This is a genomic window from Grimontia indica (assembly GCF_000333895.2).
In the GTDB taxonomy this organism is placed as follows: Bacteria; Pseudomonadota; Gammaproteobacteria; order Enterobacterales; family Vibrionaceae; genus Enterovibrio; species Enterovibrio indicus.
In genome coordinates this window covers 163,845-178,094 of sequence record NZ_ANFM02000016.1, presented here as the reverse complement: position 1 = coordinate 178,094, position 14,250 = coordinate 163,845, and the positions used below count along the sequence as shown (strand labels likewise).

Sequence of the window (14,250 nt, the reverse complement as noted above, 5' to 3'; positions counted from 1 at the left end):
TCCCGAATGGCTAGCAGAAAAATCTTTCATGACAAGCCATAAAGATGTTTCGAACTGTTACTATTTCTCTCCACAATGTGACCGCAAAACAACGCCTATAAAGTCAGGCTTGCTGCCTTAACTTTCATCAATGGGAATTTACTTTACAAAGACCTAGATAGGCGGAATTTTCCTCCACACTATCTTTGGCTGATTTGGGATTCTACTAAAGCCATCAGTTTGGGCGACACTGGTGTCACTGAACTAGGAAACGTGGCAACCACTTCACCCTTTGCGCTGATAAGGTACTTGTAGAAATTCCATCTCGGTTCCACCCCTGCCTGCTTACTGATTTCTGCAAACACTGGGTTGGCGTTGCTTCCTTTTACAGGGCTTCTCGCCATCATCGGAAACGTCACGCCATAATCGAGGTAACAGACTTTCGCGGAACGCTCTTCGTTGCCTCTGTCTTGGTTAAAGTCATTGGACGGAAAACCAATCACACTGAAGCCTTCGTCTTTATATTTTTGATAGAGCACTTCTAATTGCTCAAACTGCGGCGTATATCCGCATTGACTAGCCGTGTTCACCACCAGCAAGGTTTTGCCTTTGAAGGTCTCGCAAAGGTCGACTGTCTCGTTAGAGTTAAGCTTTCGCTGCGAGCCGTTGAGAATATCTGGACAACTTTTTGCTATTGCTGGGGCGCTGAGAGCCAGCGTGATAACGGCAGTGGTGAGCATTTTCATTGGAAAACCTTTTGGAATGATTGGCGACAATTAGCATTACCCAAACCAGAGAAAAAAGATCAGATCATCGCGCCAGAACACAAAAATGCTTCCTTCTCTTGTTCCTTTCTCATTCTCATCGGAGCCTTCTCAAAGAACAGCCGCATTGATTTGGCTGCTACCCGGCTCAGAGATAACGTCGAAAAATACTCACAATGATAAGGACGTTCCCATGAGAATTTTGCTTGTTACCGCACTATTTCTGACCACCTTCTCTGGTTTTGCCGCAGAGAAAGGGAAAACAGAACACCTACTGGAAAACGACGCAGTGATGGCCGTGCGCCATACCTATCCGCCAGGTTCAGAATCTGGGATGCATGGACATGATTACCCTTACCGGGTCGTTTATGTTTTAGAAGGCGGCACTGCAGAACTTGTACCAGATGATGCGAGCAAACCAACCCGCACCATCGAATTTAAGGAAGGAATGACACTCTATGTACCTGCTGCCACTCACAATGTGAGGAATGTAGGAGCAACGCCAATTAGGCTGCTCGAAATTGAACTGAAACGCTAAGCCTAAAAAATCAGCGTCGGGATCATGTTTTACAGGCGCTGATACGTCTCACATTTAATAATCACTTTTCCAATAAACGACTTCTCTCCCTGTATTCACATCTACTAACTCGCCGGTTAACCCTATGTTTTTCATGGGTACTCAGTCCGTTTTTCTCACTATCAAGTCACAAAGCATACAAACGAGTCACAAGTAAAATATATCGATTCATTTTGTATCAATATAACCAGATGCTTGCCAATTCCATAAAGTTAATAAAATGATAAATAATGTATCGTTTTAATTAAAAACAGGACGAGGTTGCCCAGATGGGGTGGCCAACAATGAGGACCAAGGCAATGAGAAGTAATTGGTTAAAGGGAAGAAAAACATGGACTGCTGTGCTTTTAGGTGCAGCTATGGCGTCAGTCGTTGCGACACCAGCATTGGCCCAGGAAAAGATTCGCTGGAAAGTTCAGGCAGTATTTGGCACCCACTTACCCGCACTGGGCGACCCCATTACTCAGGTCGCAGAACAGGTGGATAAAGCCACTGATGGCAATATCAAATTCAAAATCTATGAACCAGGCAAACTGGTCCCGCCTTTTGGTATTACTGAGGCCATCAAAAACAAGCAGATAGATGCCGGCTACACCTGGTTAGGTTACGACCAAGGCAAAATCCCCGCTGCCGCTTTATTTGCCGCGGTGCCTTTTGGCATGGAGCCATGGGAATACGCGACTTGGTGGTACGAGGGTGAAGGCAAGCAGTTAGCTGAAGAACTCTACGGTAAACACGGTGTTCATCCTGTGCTGTGTAGCGTGATCGGTCCGGAAACGGCGGGCTGGTTTACCAAAGAGATGAACTCACTCGACGATTTCAAAGGGCTCAAAATCCGCTTCGCAGGTATTGGCGGTAAAGTCCTGCAAAAAGCGGGCGCTTCTGTCACTGTTCTGCCAGGTGGCGAGATATTCCCGGCGCTGGAAAAAGGCGCGATTGATGCATCTGAGTTCTCCATGCCTGCTATCGATAGCTTGATGGGCTTCGACAAAATCGCCAAGAACAATTATTTCCCCGGTTGGCACCAGACCTTCACAGCCTCCCACCTCGTGATTAACAAGGATGTCTGGAATGCACTGGATGAATCCACGAAAGCCACCATCGACATGGCATGCACCGCAGGCACATTCCGTGCCCTCACCCGCGGTGAGTCGCTGCAAGGTGAAGTGCTCGCGGGCTTTGAAGAAAAAGGGGTTACAGCCCGCACCCTCAACCCCGAACTGCTGCAATCCCTGCATTCGCTTTCCACCGAAGTGATGCAGGAAATTGCAGATTCAGATCCTGACTTCAAACGCATCTACGCTTCCCAACAGAAGTTCCTCGGCAACTACAAACTCTGGAAACAGATGGCTTACCTGCCAAGGGATTTCGAGTAATTCATCAACTGGGATGACCTAACCGCTCCCCCGCCACATGCGCTGGGGAGCCCCTTTTGGGCAAGGATGCGCTATGCAAAACAATAATCAAAGCTCTGCCTCACAAGACACCGAAGCACTGCCAGAAACCCGACTCTCGCGCGCGCTTGATGGCTTCTTACTTCGCCTGGGTAACGCATTTTCCTGGGTATGGGTGGTGCTTATGTTGGTCATTATTATCAATGTGGCGATGCGCTACCTACTGGGTGAAGGCCGCATCGAATTTGAAGAACTGCAGTGGCACCTTTACGCACTTGGCTGGTTGGTTGGCCTCTCATATTGCATGGTCACCGACAGCCATGTCCGGGTTGATTTGCTGCGCGAGCGCTTTTCACTCAGAACCCAAGCCAAAATCGAACTGCTTGGCCTCATCATTCTGCTGATGCCATTTCTGGTGCTGGTGTTCTGGTATGCGATTCCCTTCTTTCTTTACTCATGGGAGCTCGGCGAAGTCTCTACCGCACCGGGTGGATTGCCTTATCGATGGGCGATGAAAGCAGTCTTGCTCCTTGCTTTCGGGCTGCTTGCGTTCGCCACCCTATCCAAAGTCAGCCGCATCTGCGCTTTGCTGTTTTCCAATAGTTCTAACACACCCAAAGCTGATGTTGACAATGAGCGAGAGGAGTCATCGTCATGGAAGTGAATGAAATTCTCGTCCTCATCATGTTCGGGATGTTTATCCTGCTGCTGTTTACCGGCTTCCCGGTCGCTTGGGTGCTTTGCGGCATCTCATTGGTATTCGTGCCTGTCGCCATGTTGGCAGATGAATGGTTCGATGCCTTTATCGGAATCGACTGGAATTACGCCTCACTGGTCGTCCCAAGAATGTGGGACATCATGACCAACTGGGTATTGGTCGCCCTGCCCATGTTCATTTTTATGGGCCTGATGCTGGACAGATCCGGGACAGCCGAAGATCTAATGGGCAATCTGGTGCGTCTTTTTGGTCGCGTACGAGGTGGACTGGCAGTCACAGTTACCTTTGTCGGGCTCTTGCTTGCAGCGTCCACCGGGATCATCGGCGCATCTGTCGTATTGCTGGCAGTGCTGGGAATGCCAATGATGATGCGTGATGGCTACAGCAAGGAGTTGGCCTGTGGCACAGTCGCATCAACCGGCACGCTCGGGATTTTGGTTCCCCCCAGCATAATGCTGGTGATGATGGGCGATCGCATTGGCGTATCTGTTGGCGAGCTGTTCCTTGGCGCAGTGTTTCCCGGGCTAATGCTCGCGGGCTTTTACGTTACCTACATCCTTTCTCTGGGTTACCTCCGTGCTGATATCGCACCAGTATCCAAAGACGCCGAGCCTATCAGCCTGAAAGTCATTTTCAGTGCGCTAAGTGCAGCCTTGCCGACTGCTGCGCTTATCATTGCAGTGCTTGGCTCTATCTTTATGGGTATTGCGACACCAACAGAAGCCTCCGGTGTTGGCGCGTTGGGAGCAACGATTTTGGCCTTCGCCCGTGGAAAGCTGACGCTCGAGGTTGTCCGCGAAGTGGGTAGGGAAACCACCAAAACCACGGCATTTATCTTTGCGTTGATTATCTGTGCGACCGCGTTTTCTCTGATCCTACGCGGATTGGGTGGTGATGAACTGATAGAGAAAGCTCTTACCAGTCTGCCGTTCGAACCCAGCGGCATCGTCATTGCCATTCTGGTCGTGACTTTTATTCTCGGCTTCTTCCTCGACTGGATTGAACTCACCCTCATCATTTTGCCTTTGGTGGCACCGGTGGTCAGTGCGTTGGGCTTTGATCTGGTGTGGTTCGCGGTGCTGTTTGCGGTTTGCCTGCAAACGTCTTTTCTGACGCCGCCTGTCGGCTTCGCCCTTTTCTACCTAAAAGGCGTTGTGCCTAAAGGTATTCACCTCATCCATATCTATCGTGGTGTGGTGCCTTTCATTCTGTTGCAGCTACTCGGTCTCGCGATCGTGTTTTGGATGCCATCCATCGTGACCTGGCTACCCAAGGTGGTCTATTCGCCCTGATTTATCGCTTTTACCCAAGAAAGTTATTTGTGACTGGTTCACATATTGATTCACAAGGAGTCGTTATGTCTCATTCGATTATTCTTCCGCGCCTGATGGAAATTGGCGACGGTGCATTACAAAAGCTACCGGATATGATGCGTGCGCTTGGCTGCCATCGTCCCATCATCATTACTGATAAAACCATGGTAACACTGGGACAGGCCGCGAAAGTGGAAAGTCTGCTGCAACAGAAAGAGATTCAATCCACGGTCTTTGATGACACCATTCCTGAACCCACTGATGCTTCCATCGCGGCAGGTGTTAACGCCATCAGCACTGGAAACTATGATTGCCTCATTGCATTGGGTGGCGGCAGCGTGATTGACAGTGCCAAAGCCATGGCTGTATTGGCTGGTTCTGGGGGTGAAATGCGTGATTACCGTTTCCCACGCATTGTGTCAGAAACGGCATTACCACTGGTGGCGATCCCAACCACGGCCGGAACTGGGTCAGAAGTCACTCGTTTCACCATCATCACGGATGCAGAGAACGATGAGAAAATGCTCTGCGTCGGCCCCTCATTTATGCCGACCGCAGCGTTGGTGGATGCCGAGCTTACCCATACCTTGCCCACGCGAATGACCGCAGATACAGGCATTGATGCTCTGACCCACGCGATCGAGTCTTACGTTAGCCGAAAAGGCAATGCTTTCAGCGACTACCACGCCAGAGAAGCGATGCGCTTAATTGCGCCTAATCTCCGGCGCGCTTGCCAGAACGGTAATGACTTTCAGGCGCGAGCTGACATGATGCTGGGCGCAACCCTAGCAGGCATCGCCTTTTCAAATGCCTCAGTAGCTTTAGTGCATGGTATGAGCCGTCCCATTGGTGCGTTATTCCATGTGCCCCACGGCCTTTCAAACGCCATGTTGCTGCCTTCTGTCACCGCTTTTTCTTTACCCGCAGCGCCAGAGCGCTACGCCGATTGTGCAAAAGCCATGGGCGTTGCTGACCCACAGGATGACACTGACTTTGCATGTCAAAAATTGCTCGACGAGTTGCACGCACTCAACCGCGACTTGGATGTACCAACGCCAGAAGGCTTTGGCATCGACAGAACCGCCTTTTTTACCAGCATGGACACCATGGCTAAGCAGGCGATGGCGTCAGGTTCACCCGCCAACAACCCGAGATTACCTAGCCATAAAGAGATGGTCGATATTTACAGCCAGCTTTGGCAGTAAGCCCAAGTACCTTATCCACTAAAGGGAGTTAAACATGAACACGATTGGACATCTGATAAATGGTGCTTTGATCACCGAGGGGCAAACCGCATTGCCCGTATACAACCCCGCCACTGGCAATGTGGCAACACAAGTCGATGTAGCAAGCGCCAAAACCGTCAACGAAGCGGTACGGCTTGCCAAAGAGGCTTATCCGGCCTGGCGTAATACGCCGCCAATCCGCCGTGCCAGAATCATGCAGAAGTTTCTGCAACTGCTGGAAGATAATACGGACACCATCTGCGAAATGATTGGCCACGAACACGGCAAAATTAAACATGATGCACTGGGTGAGCTTCAGCGTGGCATTGAGAACGTCGAGTACGCCTGTGGGATCCCGACACTTCTCAAAGGCGAACACAGCCGCGGCGTGGGGACGGGCATTGATGCCTGGAGTGAATTCCAACCCCTTGGTGTCGTTGCCGGTATCACTCCATTCAACTTCCCAGTCATGGTCCCACTTTGGATGTACCCTCTCGCCATTGCCTGTGGGAACTGCTTTATTCTCAAACCTTCAGAGCGCGACCCAAGCTCGACACTTTTCGTCGCCCAGTTGTTGCAGGAAGCCGGATTGCCACCGGGCGTGATGAATGTGGTCAACGGTGACAAAGGCACGGTTGATGCCCTGCTCGACCACAAAGACATCAGCGCTGTCAGCTTTGTCGGCTCAACGCCCGTGGCAGAAAGCATTTACTCCCGTGCAAGTGCTGCTGGGAAACGTTGTCAGGCATTGGGTGGGGCAAAAAACCACGCCATCGTGATGCCGGATGCTGACCTAGATAACGCCGTCAGCCAGCTTCTTGGCGCTGCGTTTGGTTCTTCGGGTGAGCGTTGCATGGCGCTTTCTGTTGTTACTGCTGTTGGTGACAGCACCGCCGACGCACTCATCGCCAAACTCAAAGAGAAAATGACAGATCTTCGCGTTGGGGCCTGTAACGACAACAACAATGACTTCGGTCCTGTGATTACCGGCGCGCACCGCGACCGCGTGATGCGTTTGATTTCAAGCGCCGAAACACAGGGAGCAGACGTTGTTGTAGATGGTCGAGAGCCTTTGGTTGCAGGTTTCGAATCAGGCTTCTTTGTTGGCGCGACCCTCATTGACCGCGTTACACCGGAAATGGAGAGCTACAAAGAAGAGATCTTTGGCCCGGTTTTACAGGTGGTTCGCGTTGAGACCATGGCTGATGCCATGCAGCTCATCAATGATCACGAATACGGAAACGGAACCTGTATTTTCACCCGCGATGGTGAGGCTGCACGTTATTTTTCGGATCATATTGAAGTCGGCATGGTCGGCATCAATGTGCCTTTGCCGGTTCCCGTCGCTTATCACAGTTTTGGTGGCTGGAAACGCAGCTTCTTCGGTGACCTGAGTGCCTATGGTCCAGATGGCGTTCGTTTCTATACACGAAGAAAAACCATCACCCAGCGCTGGCCTTCCGAAGCCGTGCGAGAGGGTGTGTCATTTTCAATGCCAGTGATGAAATAGTGTGAAAGCGTGATACTTAAGGGGCCCACTTGTGTGAGCGAGCTTATACAGGTGCGCCCCGACAATACGGTTTATACCCAAACGACCTGAAGGTGCTCGCATTCAGAGGTCATCAATGCGTTCAATTCAAGGCAAATTTCGCGAGGAATAGTGGTTCTATTTCCGTGGAATTTAACGAAGAAGTGGGCGCATTGAGGGCCTCCCTTCGGGCGAGTTGACTGACGTCGTGCTCGTTGTTGTCCCTTTTTGATGGAGGTGACTACACCTACAAAGGGACGCCGTGATCACAACGCCAGTCAAACTCGCTGAATCCGGCATCTTCAGGTTGTTTGGGTATACAGTCTAATGCGGATATACTTTCACCATATCGACTGAATCAGGTGCAGGGATGACGACAGAAAGACGCGAAAAAGCCTCATCAATAACCCGTGTATTGGAAATTATCGAAGCAATTTCCTGCTCAGAGCGGCCGCCGAGTCCAGCCGAACTGTCAATCATGCTCGATATTCCTAAACCCAGCATTCACAGATTGCTGCAACAGCTCGAACGGGAAGGCTTTGTACAAACCAACATGCGTGGAAACCTTGTACCAGCCAACCGTATGCATGACATCGCGCTCGGTGTATTACACACCACACACTTTAAAGCTATTCGACAGGCGATTTTGCAAAAGCTCGCCAATGAAGTGGGTGAAACCTGTGGTATCTCGTTGCCAAATGGTGTCGACATGATCTATTTCGACCGTGTACAAACCAACTGGCCATTGCAGATTAATCTGCAGACCGGCAGTCATACGCCGATTTGGTGCACCGCCAGTGGCAAACTTTACCTCAGCACCCTGTCAAAACGACGACGGCAGCGACTTATCAATAATATGAGTCTGGAGCGACATGCCAAGAATACGATTACAGATCCCATTGACTTGGAACGTGCGCTCACCGAAATAGAAAAACAGGATCTCGGCATCGACAATGAAGAGTTTGTAGATGGTATGGCTGCTATAGCGGTGCCTATACGAAATGAAGACGGACAGTTACATGCATGTCTGTTTACCCATGCCCCCGTGTTCCGAAGTTCGTTGGATGACTTGTTAAAATTCGAACCCCAGCTGCGTCGTGCAGCGAGGGATTTAGAAGCCCTAATGAAGGAAGGTTAAGCCCACTTTTTGCCTATCCGCCCAACGACTATCCTGCTACATTACCCATGATGTCGGCAGGTTTGTTTAGCTTGTAATTCCATCATTTTTCCGCCTATCCCAGAAAGATACATCCCTATTATTTTCAAATAGTTAATACCATTCAAACCTGCAATCAAACACAATAACCCTACTAATTTTAAGTAGTCTTATTATTGATTCAATTTTGGGCTAGCAGGATATTTCAGACCTCCTAGGATGAATATCGATACGTTAAGTATCAACTTGACACAAGGCAGTATCGTCAATCATCAATAAAGGGATAGTTTCTCATGAAGAAGATCACCGCATGTTCGTTAGCCATTCTGATGGGTTTCTCCATTCAGTCCGCATCAGCAACCACTCAGGAAGAGTTGGGTAATATTGGCGCGTATGTCGATTCCATACTGAATCCGAACATGACCCACACCGCCAATACCACAGGCACGACGTATAAAACCCACCAGCCTCCTTCCGTCAATCAAGCAGGTGAAGCGCTGCACTATTTGGCGTTTGCAGAGTATGTCTACAAAAGCTGGGGCGCACCACGCGGATGGGCACTGACGGAAAGCATCCACGACAGCAGCACAGGCTTCCACGCTGCTGTTTATACCAGTGGCAGCAACGCAGTAATTGCTTTCCGTGGCAGCGAACTGGGAACTTCTGACTGGGTAAACAACGGCATTATGGCCGCAGGTGAAGTGCCACCACAGTATCGCTTTGCAATTTCTGAGTCAGCGCGGCTTGCCAACAAATACCGCAGCTACAACATCCATTACACGGGACACAGTCTCGGTGGGGGCTTGGCAACAGTTGCCGCCATTCGCACTGGAAAACCAGCCACCATTTTCGATGCATCAGGTATTGGTAATGCGGTTCTGGCAGAGATAAAACAATCCATGACGAATGCAGGAGTTTCCGCATCTACTTGGTCAACCAATGCCCGTAGAATCACCAACTACAATCTGGAAGGCGAATTCGTTTCTGATGGCGATTTGCAGCAGGATGCCGACGTGATCGGCATAGATTCAAAACAGTATGGCAATATTTTCTACCTTTCAGCTGCCCGCTTTACGCCACTGTTTTTCCTTAATACAGGTCTGTCCCGCCACTTCACGACGCCATTGAAAGAAGAATTGCAGTTCCTTGCCCAACCTGTGTTCAGGGTTAATTCGAATGATTGGAATAGCATTGATAACGACATCAATGGGTTTATGGCGCTGTTTTACATTGACTGGACAGACGACACCCTGGACTTGATGGCGTGGCAGGCTGAATACGCCATTAACTCCTTCCCAAGTTTCCTTGAAGACCTTTGATAGCAACGTTGGCTAGGGGCTGTTGACCTTTGGTAAGAAAAAGCCCCTTAATCGGCCAGATTAAGGGGCTTTACTTTAATGGAACATCAACCAGGGGGAACAGTTGAATTCGTTACGCCGCGCGTGCCACAAAGGCTTTCGTGCGTTCGTTTTGAGGATTACCAAAGATCTGGGATGGTGGACCCTGTTCGACAATCACGCCGCCTTCCATAAAGATCACCTTGTCGGCAATCTCACGGGCAAACTGCATTTCGTGGGTCACCACAATCATGGTTTGCTTTTGCTTAGCGAGTGCTTTCATTACCGTCAACACTTCCTCTACCCATTCAGGGTCGAGTGCTGACGTAGGTTCATCAAACAGAATCACTTCGCCTTTACAGGCCATGGCACGGGCGATGCCGACACGTTGCTGCTGACCACCGGAAAGTTGCGCAGGGTATTTCTCTAAATGCGCTTCCATTCCGACGCTGACCAACAATTTACGTGCAGCTTCCAACGCTTTATCTTTTGGCTCTTTCCACACGGTGATCAGCGATTCCGCCACGTTTTCCAGTGCGGTTTTGTTCGCGAACAATGCATAGCTCTGGAATACAAAACTGCTTTGTTTACGAAGCTGGTGAATCTCGCTTTTCGATACCTTGCCAGCGTTAACACGCACATCACCAATCTGGATTTCACCACCACTTGGCACTTCCAGGTAGTTCAGGCAACGAAGCAGTGTTGACTTTCCCGTGCCAGACGGACCGATGATCACCACAATCTCACCTTGTTTGACGTCGAGGTCGATTTGCTTCAGCACTTCGACATCACCAAAGCGTTTGCTCAAATTTTTCACTTCAATCATCGTGCATACGCCTTGTTCAATCGGACTTCCATCACCGTTTGAATACGGGTGAAGAAAATCACCACCAGCCAGTAAATCAAAGCCACCGCCATGAAGGCTTCAAAGAACTTAAAGCTCGAAGAGGCTTCCATTTGTGCCTTCGCCATGATTTCCGCCACACCCAGCGTGAACGCCAGTGAAGTACTTTTGATCATGTCGATGAAATAGTTCATCAATGAAGGGGTTGCGACGCGCGCTGCCTGCGGCAGGATAATACGTTTCATTGCCTGCAGTTCAGTCATGCCGACACTCAGGCTGGCTTCCATCTGGTTCTTATCAATCCCCAGAATCGCACCGCGAATACTTTCTGCCATGTAGGCGGAGAAGTGGAGCGACAAACCAATCACGGCGGCAGTGAAAGCATCCATCCCTACGAAAATCGGGAAGACCTGTGGCAATCCGTAATACAGTAAAAAGAGCTGAACCAGCAGCGGTGTACCGCGGAAGAACGAAATGTACACGGCAACGACAGAGTCGAGCACATTGACTTTGAACACCCTTACCAGTGCCAGCAGCACCGACAGCACCAGAGCAATCACAAAGCCAATCAGTGACATTTCCAGAGTTATTCCCAGATACTTCACCAGTATCGGGAACAACTCCAGCATGTAGTTAAAATCGAAGCTCTGCATTATTGCGTGATGTCAGAGTCAAACCACTTCTCTGAAATCTCGCTGAGGGTGCCATCAGCTTTCATTTCAGTCAGTGCCTGATCCACTTTCGCTTTGATAGCCAGCTTCTCAGGAGTGTTCAGGAATGGCATTGCATTTTGGATAGTTTCGAACGGTTCACCCGCCAGTTGCAGAGGCAGACCAGACTTCTTGATAAGCTGTGCTGAAGAAACACGGTCCATCACGAACGCATCGGTGCGACCCAGTGCCACATCTTGTTCGAAACCAGAATCGTAAGTGATGATGTTGATCTCGTTGGCTTTGTCGTAGTTACGCAGCAGTTGCTCAAAGTTACTGCCAAGGTTAACCGCGACTTTCTTGCCTTTCAGATCCTCGATACCTTTGATGTCTTCGCGGCCTTTACGTACAACCACCTGCGCACCGTCCACCACATAAGGAACAGAGAAAGCGTATTTTGCTTTACGCGCGTCAGTCATGGTGATTTGGTTACTGATGGTGTCGATGTGACCCGCTTCCAACATGCCGAAAAGGCCAGAGAAGTTTGCAGTCACGAACTCAACGTCGTAGTCCGCACGCTCGCCAATTTCATTCCATACATCAATTTCGAAGCCTTGCAGCTTGTCCATTTTCACAAACGTGAATGGGAAATAGCGGCCAGACATACCCACTTTAATTTCTTCTTGGGCAAGCGAAGCGGTCGAAGTGAAGCTTGCTGCAAGTGCGACAGTAGCAAGCAAAACGTTTTTCATAGCAGGCATGGTTACAACTCCAATTGTTATTTTTCCTAAAACACCTTCCGTCGGGTTCACGTATTGTTCGTAAGGTGTTTCGTTTTATGGAGCCAAATGTAACTCATACATTTTTTTGTGATAAATAACGAAATGTTCTATGTAATAATCTGCAAATGAGAGCATTTATAGATACATCCGCCGCATTGGTTACTTTTTGAGCAAACATTACTCTGAACTAGCCCCGCTCTATCGAATTTTAAAAAGGCAGAAAAAATTTCACCCCTCTCACCCACTCGCCCGTTTATACCGACAAACCAGCAAGAAAAAGGAATCGGTATATGAAATTCAATCAAGTCACTATCGCTATCGTCACAGCACTGACCGTGGTTGTCGGCTGTTCAGAGTCCATCCACGACACCACTCAAACCTCGCCTCAACAGGAGCCACCTCTGGTTCAGGAAGAATTGGTGGAGCTGGAAGTCATGGATGCAACGAATCCACTACCCGCTACTCCAACCTCCAAAATGGCGTATAGCCGCGTTGCTACCGATCACCAATTTATGGTGATGCCAATGCCAGGTGTCGATCCCTACGTGCAACCTGAAAACCGAGATAGCTACCTAGAAACCCCAAGTAACGCCACTCAATTAGTGACAGTGTCACCCTTGTCGACTTTCTCTGTAGATGTCGACACAGGCAGTTACGCCAATGTTCGCAGTTACCTGAAGATGGGCAACAAGCCGCCAGCAGACGCCATTCGTGAAGAAGCCTTCATCAACTACTTTGATTACGCCTACCCAACACCTGTAACCAAAACCAGACCTTTTTCTGTCAGCACTGAACTTGCCCCAGCGCCATGGAATGCGGAACGTAAGCTAATGCGCATTGCACTCAAGGGTTACGACATTCCGGTCAACGAGCGTAAAGCATCGAATCTGGTGTTTCTGGTAGATGTGTCAGGCTCCATGAATGAACCCAATAAGCTGCCGCTGTTGGTACAAAGCCTCTCTCTGCTCGCTAAAAACCTTGGAGAGAAAGACAAAGTGAGTCTGGTGACTTATGCGGGGAATGCCTCCGTCGTACTCGAACCCACCAGCGGCGACAACCAACAAGCGATCGTCGATACACTTAAAAGCCTGCAAGCAGGCGGCGGCACCTATGGTGAAAGCGGGATCAAACTGGCTTACCAGCAAGCGAAGAAAGGCTTTATTAAAGATGGCGTAAACCGCGTGATTCTGGCGACAGACGGTGATTTCAACGTCGGCGTGACCAGCTTGGATGCGCTGAAAGATCGGGTGGAAGAAGAACGCGAGAACGGCATTTCTCTCACCACATTGGGCTTTGGACGTGGTAACTACAACGATGCCATGATGGAGCAACTCGCCAACATCGGCGACGGCAACCATGCTTATATCGATACCTTGCACGAAGCGCAAAAGGTACTGTTGCGACAGATGAGCGGCACACTGCAAAGCATCGCGGAAGATGTGAAAATCCAGGTCGAGTTCAATCCAGACACGGTTAAGGAATACCGCCTGATTGGCTACCAAAACCGTAAGCTGCGTGATGAAGATTTCAACAATGATAAAGTCGACGCTGGTGAAATCGGTGCAGGACACACAGTCACCGCCTTATATGAACTGACACTGGTTGGTGACCAAGGACGCATTGACGATCTGCGCTATCAGCAGAAAAAGACAGACGAGGCCTCACACAGTGACGAACTCGCCCAGGTCAAAGTCCGATATAAGCTGCCCGGCAAAGACAAAAGCCAGCTCACCACTCAGGTGATTAATGCCAGCAAAAGCAAGCCAACATTCACTCAGGCCAGTGCGGATTTCCAGTTTGCCACTGCGGTTGCCGCCTTTGCGCAGAAGCTCAAAGACAATCACTATGTGGATGGTTTAGCCTACAGTCAAATAGCTGATATCGCGCGTGAAAACCGGGGCAAAGACCCATTCAACTACCGCGGCGAATTTATCAGTCTGGTGGAGATTGCGCAGAACCTTTAGGGGCATTCGTTAACAGGC

General features: G+C 49.7%; 13 protein-coding genes. 9 read left to right on the top strand and 4 right to left on the bottom strand.

Going from position 1 to position 14,250, the window contains the following annotated elements; all coding sequences use genetic code 11:
• Positions 1-179: 179 nt before the first annotated feature.
• Positions 180-725 carry a glutathione peroxidase gene (locus tag D515_RS10490; RefSeq protein WP_002538320.1) on the bottom strand — a complete coding sequence of 182 codons (546 nt, stop codon included), beginning with the start codon at positions 723-725 and terminating at the stop codon, positions 180-182.
• Positions 726-936: 211 nt separating this feature from the next.
• Here D515_RS10490 and D515_RS10485 point away from each other — a divergent pair, with 211 nt between their 5' ends.
• The 8 genes from D515_RS10485 to D515_RS10445 all read left to right on the top strand — a co-directional run bounded on the left by D515_RS10485 (position 937) and on the right by D515_RS10445 (position 9,974).
• The gene (locus D515_RS10485; protein WP_002538319.1) at positions 937-1,281 is read left to right on the top strand and encodes a cupin domain-containing protein; all 345 of its coding nucleotides are present in this window, start codon (positions 937-939) and stop codon (positions 1,279-1,281) included.
• Positions 1,282-1,679: 398 nt separating this feature from the next.
• Positions 1,680-2,696, top strand: coding sequence for a TRAP transporter substrate-binding protein (locus D515_RS10480; RefSeq protein ID WP_239643966.1), 1,017 nt, complete (start codon positions 1,680-1,682; stop codon positions 2,694-2,696).
• Between the two features lie 73 nt (positions 2,697-2,769).
• Entirely contained in the window at positions 2,770-3,378 is a 609-nt protein-coding gene (locus tag D515_RS10475) for a TRAP transporter small permease subunit (protein WP_002538316.1), read from the top strand.
• Positions 3,369-4,724, top strand: a complete 1,356-nt coding sequence (locus tag D515_RS10470) for a TRAP transporter large permease (RefSeq protein WP_002538315.1) — start codon at positions 3,369-3,371, stop codon at positions 4,722-4,724. Before D515_RS10475 ends, D515_RS10470 begins: the two co-directional genes overlap by 10 nt.
• Positions 4,725-4,789: 65 nt before the next feature.
• The gene (locus D515_RS10465; RefSeq protein ID WP_002538313.1) at positions 4,790-5,950 is read left to right on the top strand and encodes an iron-containing alcohol dehydrogenase; all 1,161 of its coding nucleotides are present in this window, start codon (positions 4,790-4,792) and stop codon (positions 5,948-5,950) included.
• Between the two features lie 34 nt (positions 5,951-5,984).
• The gene (locus D515_RS10460; RefSeq protein ID WP_002538311.1) at positions 5,985-7,481 is read left to right on the top strand and encodes a CoA-acylating methylmalonate-semialdehyde dehydrogenase; all 1,497 of its coding nucleotides are present in this window, start codon (positions 5,985-5,987) and stop codon (positions 7,479-7,481) included.
• 388 nt (positions 7,482-7,869) lie between these two features.
• A complete protein-coding gene (locus tag D515_RS10455; protein ID WP_039849889.1) occupies positions 7,870-8,637 on the top strand; it encodes an IclR family transcriptional regulator in 768 nt (255 codons plus the stop codon).
• A gap of 311 nt (positions 8,638-8,948) precedes the next feature.
• The gene (locus D515_RS10445; protein WP_002538307.1) at positions 8,949-9,974 is read left to right on the top strand and encodes a Tle-like phospholipase domain-containing protein; all 1,026 of its coding nucleotides are present in this window, start codon (positions 8,949-8,951) and stop codon (positions 9,972-9,974) included.
• A 112-nt stretch (positions 9,975-10,086) separates the two neighbouring features.
• On the opposite strand, the gene D515_RS10440 is transcribed toward D515_RS10445, so the two are convergent.
• Genes D515_RS10440 through D515_RS10430 form a run of 3 tightly spaced genes read right to left on the bottom strand, consistent with a single transcriptional unit; the run spans position 10,087 to position 12,247 of the window.
• The gene (locus tag D515_RS10440; protein WP_002538305.1) at positions 10,087-10,818 is read right to left on the bottom strand and encodes an amino acid ABC transporter ATP-binding protein; all 732 of its coding nucleotides are present in this window, start codon (positions 10,816-10,818) and stop codon (positions 10,087-10,089) included.
• Positions 10,815-11,489 (bottom strand): amino acid ABC transporter permease, encoded by a 675-nt coding sequence (locus D515_RS10435; protein WP_002538304.1) that lies wholly within the window; start codon positions 11,487-11,489, stop codon positions 10,815-10,817. The genes D515_RS10440 and D515_RS10435 overlap by 4 nt, the downstream gene beginning before the upstream one ends.
• Positions 11,489-12,247, bottom strand: a complete 759-nt coding sequence (locus tag D515_RS10430) for an amino acid ABC transporter substrate-binding protein (RefSeq protein WP_002538302.1) — start codon at positions 12,245-12,247, stop codon at positions 11,489-11,491. The genes D515_RS10435 and D515_RS10430 overlap by 1 nt, the downstream gene beginning before the upstream one ends.
• 311 nt (positions 12,248-12,558) lie before the next feature.
• On the opposite strand from D515_RS10430, the gene D515_RS10425 reads away from it, so the two are divergent.
• On the top strand, positions 12,559-14,232 hold the full coding sequence (locus D515_RS10425) for a vWA domain-containing protein (protein WP_002538299.1): 1,674 nt from the start codon (positions 12,559-12,561) through the stop codon (positions 14,230-14,232).
• The last annotated feature ends 18 nt before the right edge of the window (positions 14,233-14,250 follow it).

What these genes read in the sequence shown, in the direction of transcription:
- D515_RS10485 (WP_002538319.1), top strand. Translation starts at nt 937, where the DNA reads ATGAGAATTTTGCTTGTTACCGCACTATTTCTGACCACCTTCTCTGGT.
- D515_RS10435 (WP_002538304.1), bottom strand. Translation starts at nt 11,489, where the DNA reads ATGCAGAGCTTCGATTTTAACTACATGCTGGAGTTGTTCCCGATACTG.
- D515_RS10425 (WP_002538299.1), top strand. Translation starts at nt 12,559, where the DNA reads ATGAAATTCAATCAAGTCACTATCGCTATCGTCACAGCACTGACCGTG.
- D515_RS10460 (WP_002538311.1), top strand. Translation starts at nt 5,985, where the DNA reads ATGAACACGATTGGACATCTGATAAATGGTGCTTTGATCACCGAGGGG.
- D515_RS10470 (WP_002538315.1), top strand. Translation starts at nt 3,369, where the DNA reads ATGGAAGTGAATGAAATTCTCGTCCTCATCATGTTCGGGATGTTTATC.
- D515_RS10475 (WP_002538316.1), top strand. Translation starts at nt 2,770, where the DNA reads ATGCAAAACAATAATCAAAGCTCTGCCTCACAAGACACCGAAGCACTG.
- D515_RS10455 (WP_039849889.1), top strand. Translation starts at nt 7,870, where the DNA reads ATGACGACAGAAAGACGCGAAAAAGCCTCATCAATAACCCGTGTATTG.
- D515_RS10430 (WP_002538302.1), bottom strand. Translation starts at nt 12,247, where the DNA reads ATGCCTGCTATGAAAAACGTTTTGCTTGCTACTGTCGCACTTGCAGCA.
- D515_RS10480 (WP_239643966.1), top strand. Translation starts at nt 1,680, where the DNA reads ATGGCGTCAGTCGTTGCGACACCAGCATTGGCCCAGGAAAAGATTCGC.
- D515_RS10490 (WP_002538320.1), bottom strand. Translation starts at nt 725, where the DNA reads ATGAAAATGCTCACCACTGCCGTTATCACGCTGGCTCTCAGCGCCCCA.
- D515_RS10465 (WP_002538313.1), top strand. Translation starts at nt 4,790, where the DNA reads ATGTCTCATTCGATTATTCTTCCGCGCCTGATGGAAATTGGCGACGGT.
- D515_RS10440 (WP_002538305.1), bottom strand. Translation starts at nt 10,818, where the DNA reads ATGATTGAAGTGAAAAATTTGAGCAAACGCTTTGGTGATGTCGAAGTG.
- D515_RS10445 (WP_002538307.1), top strand. Translation starts at nt 8,949, where the DNA reads ATGAAGAAGATCACCGCATGTTCGTTAGCCATTCTGATGGGTTTCTCC.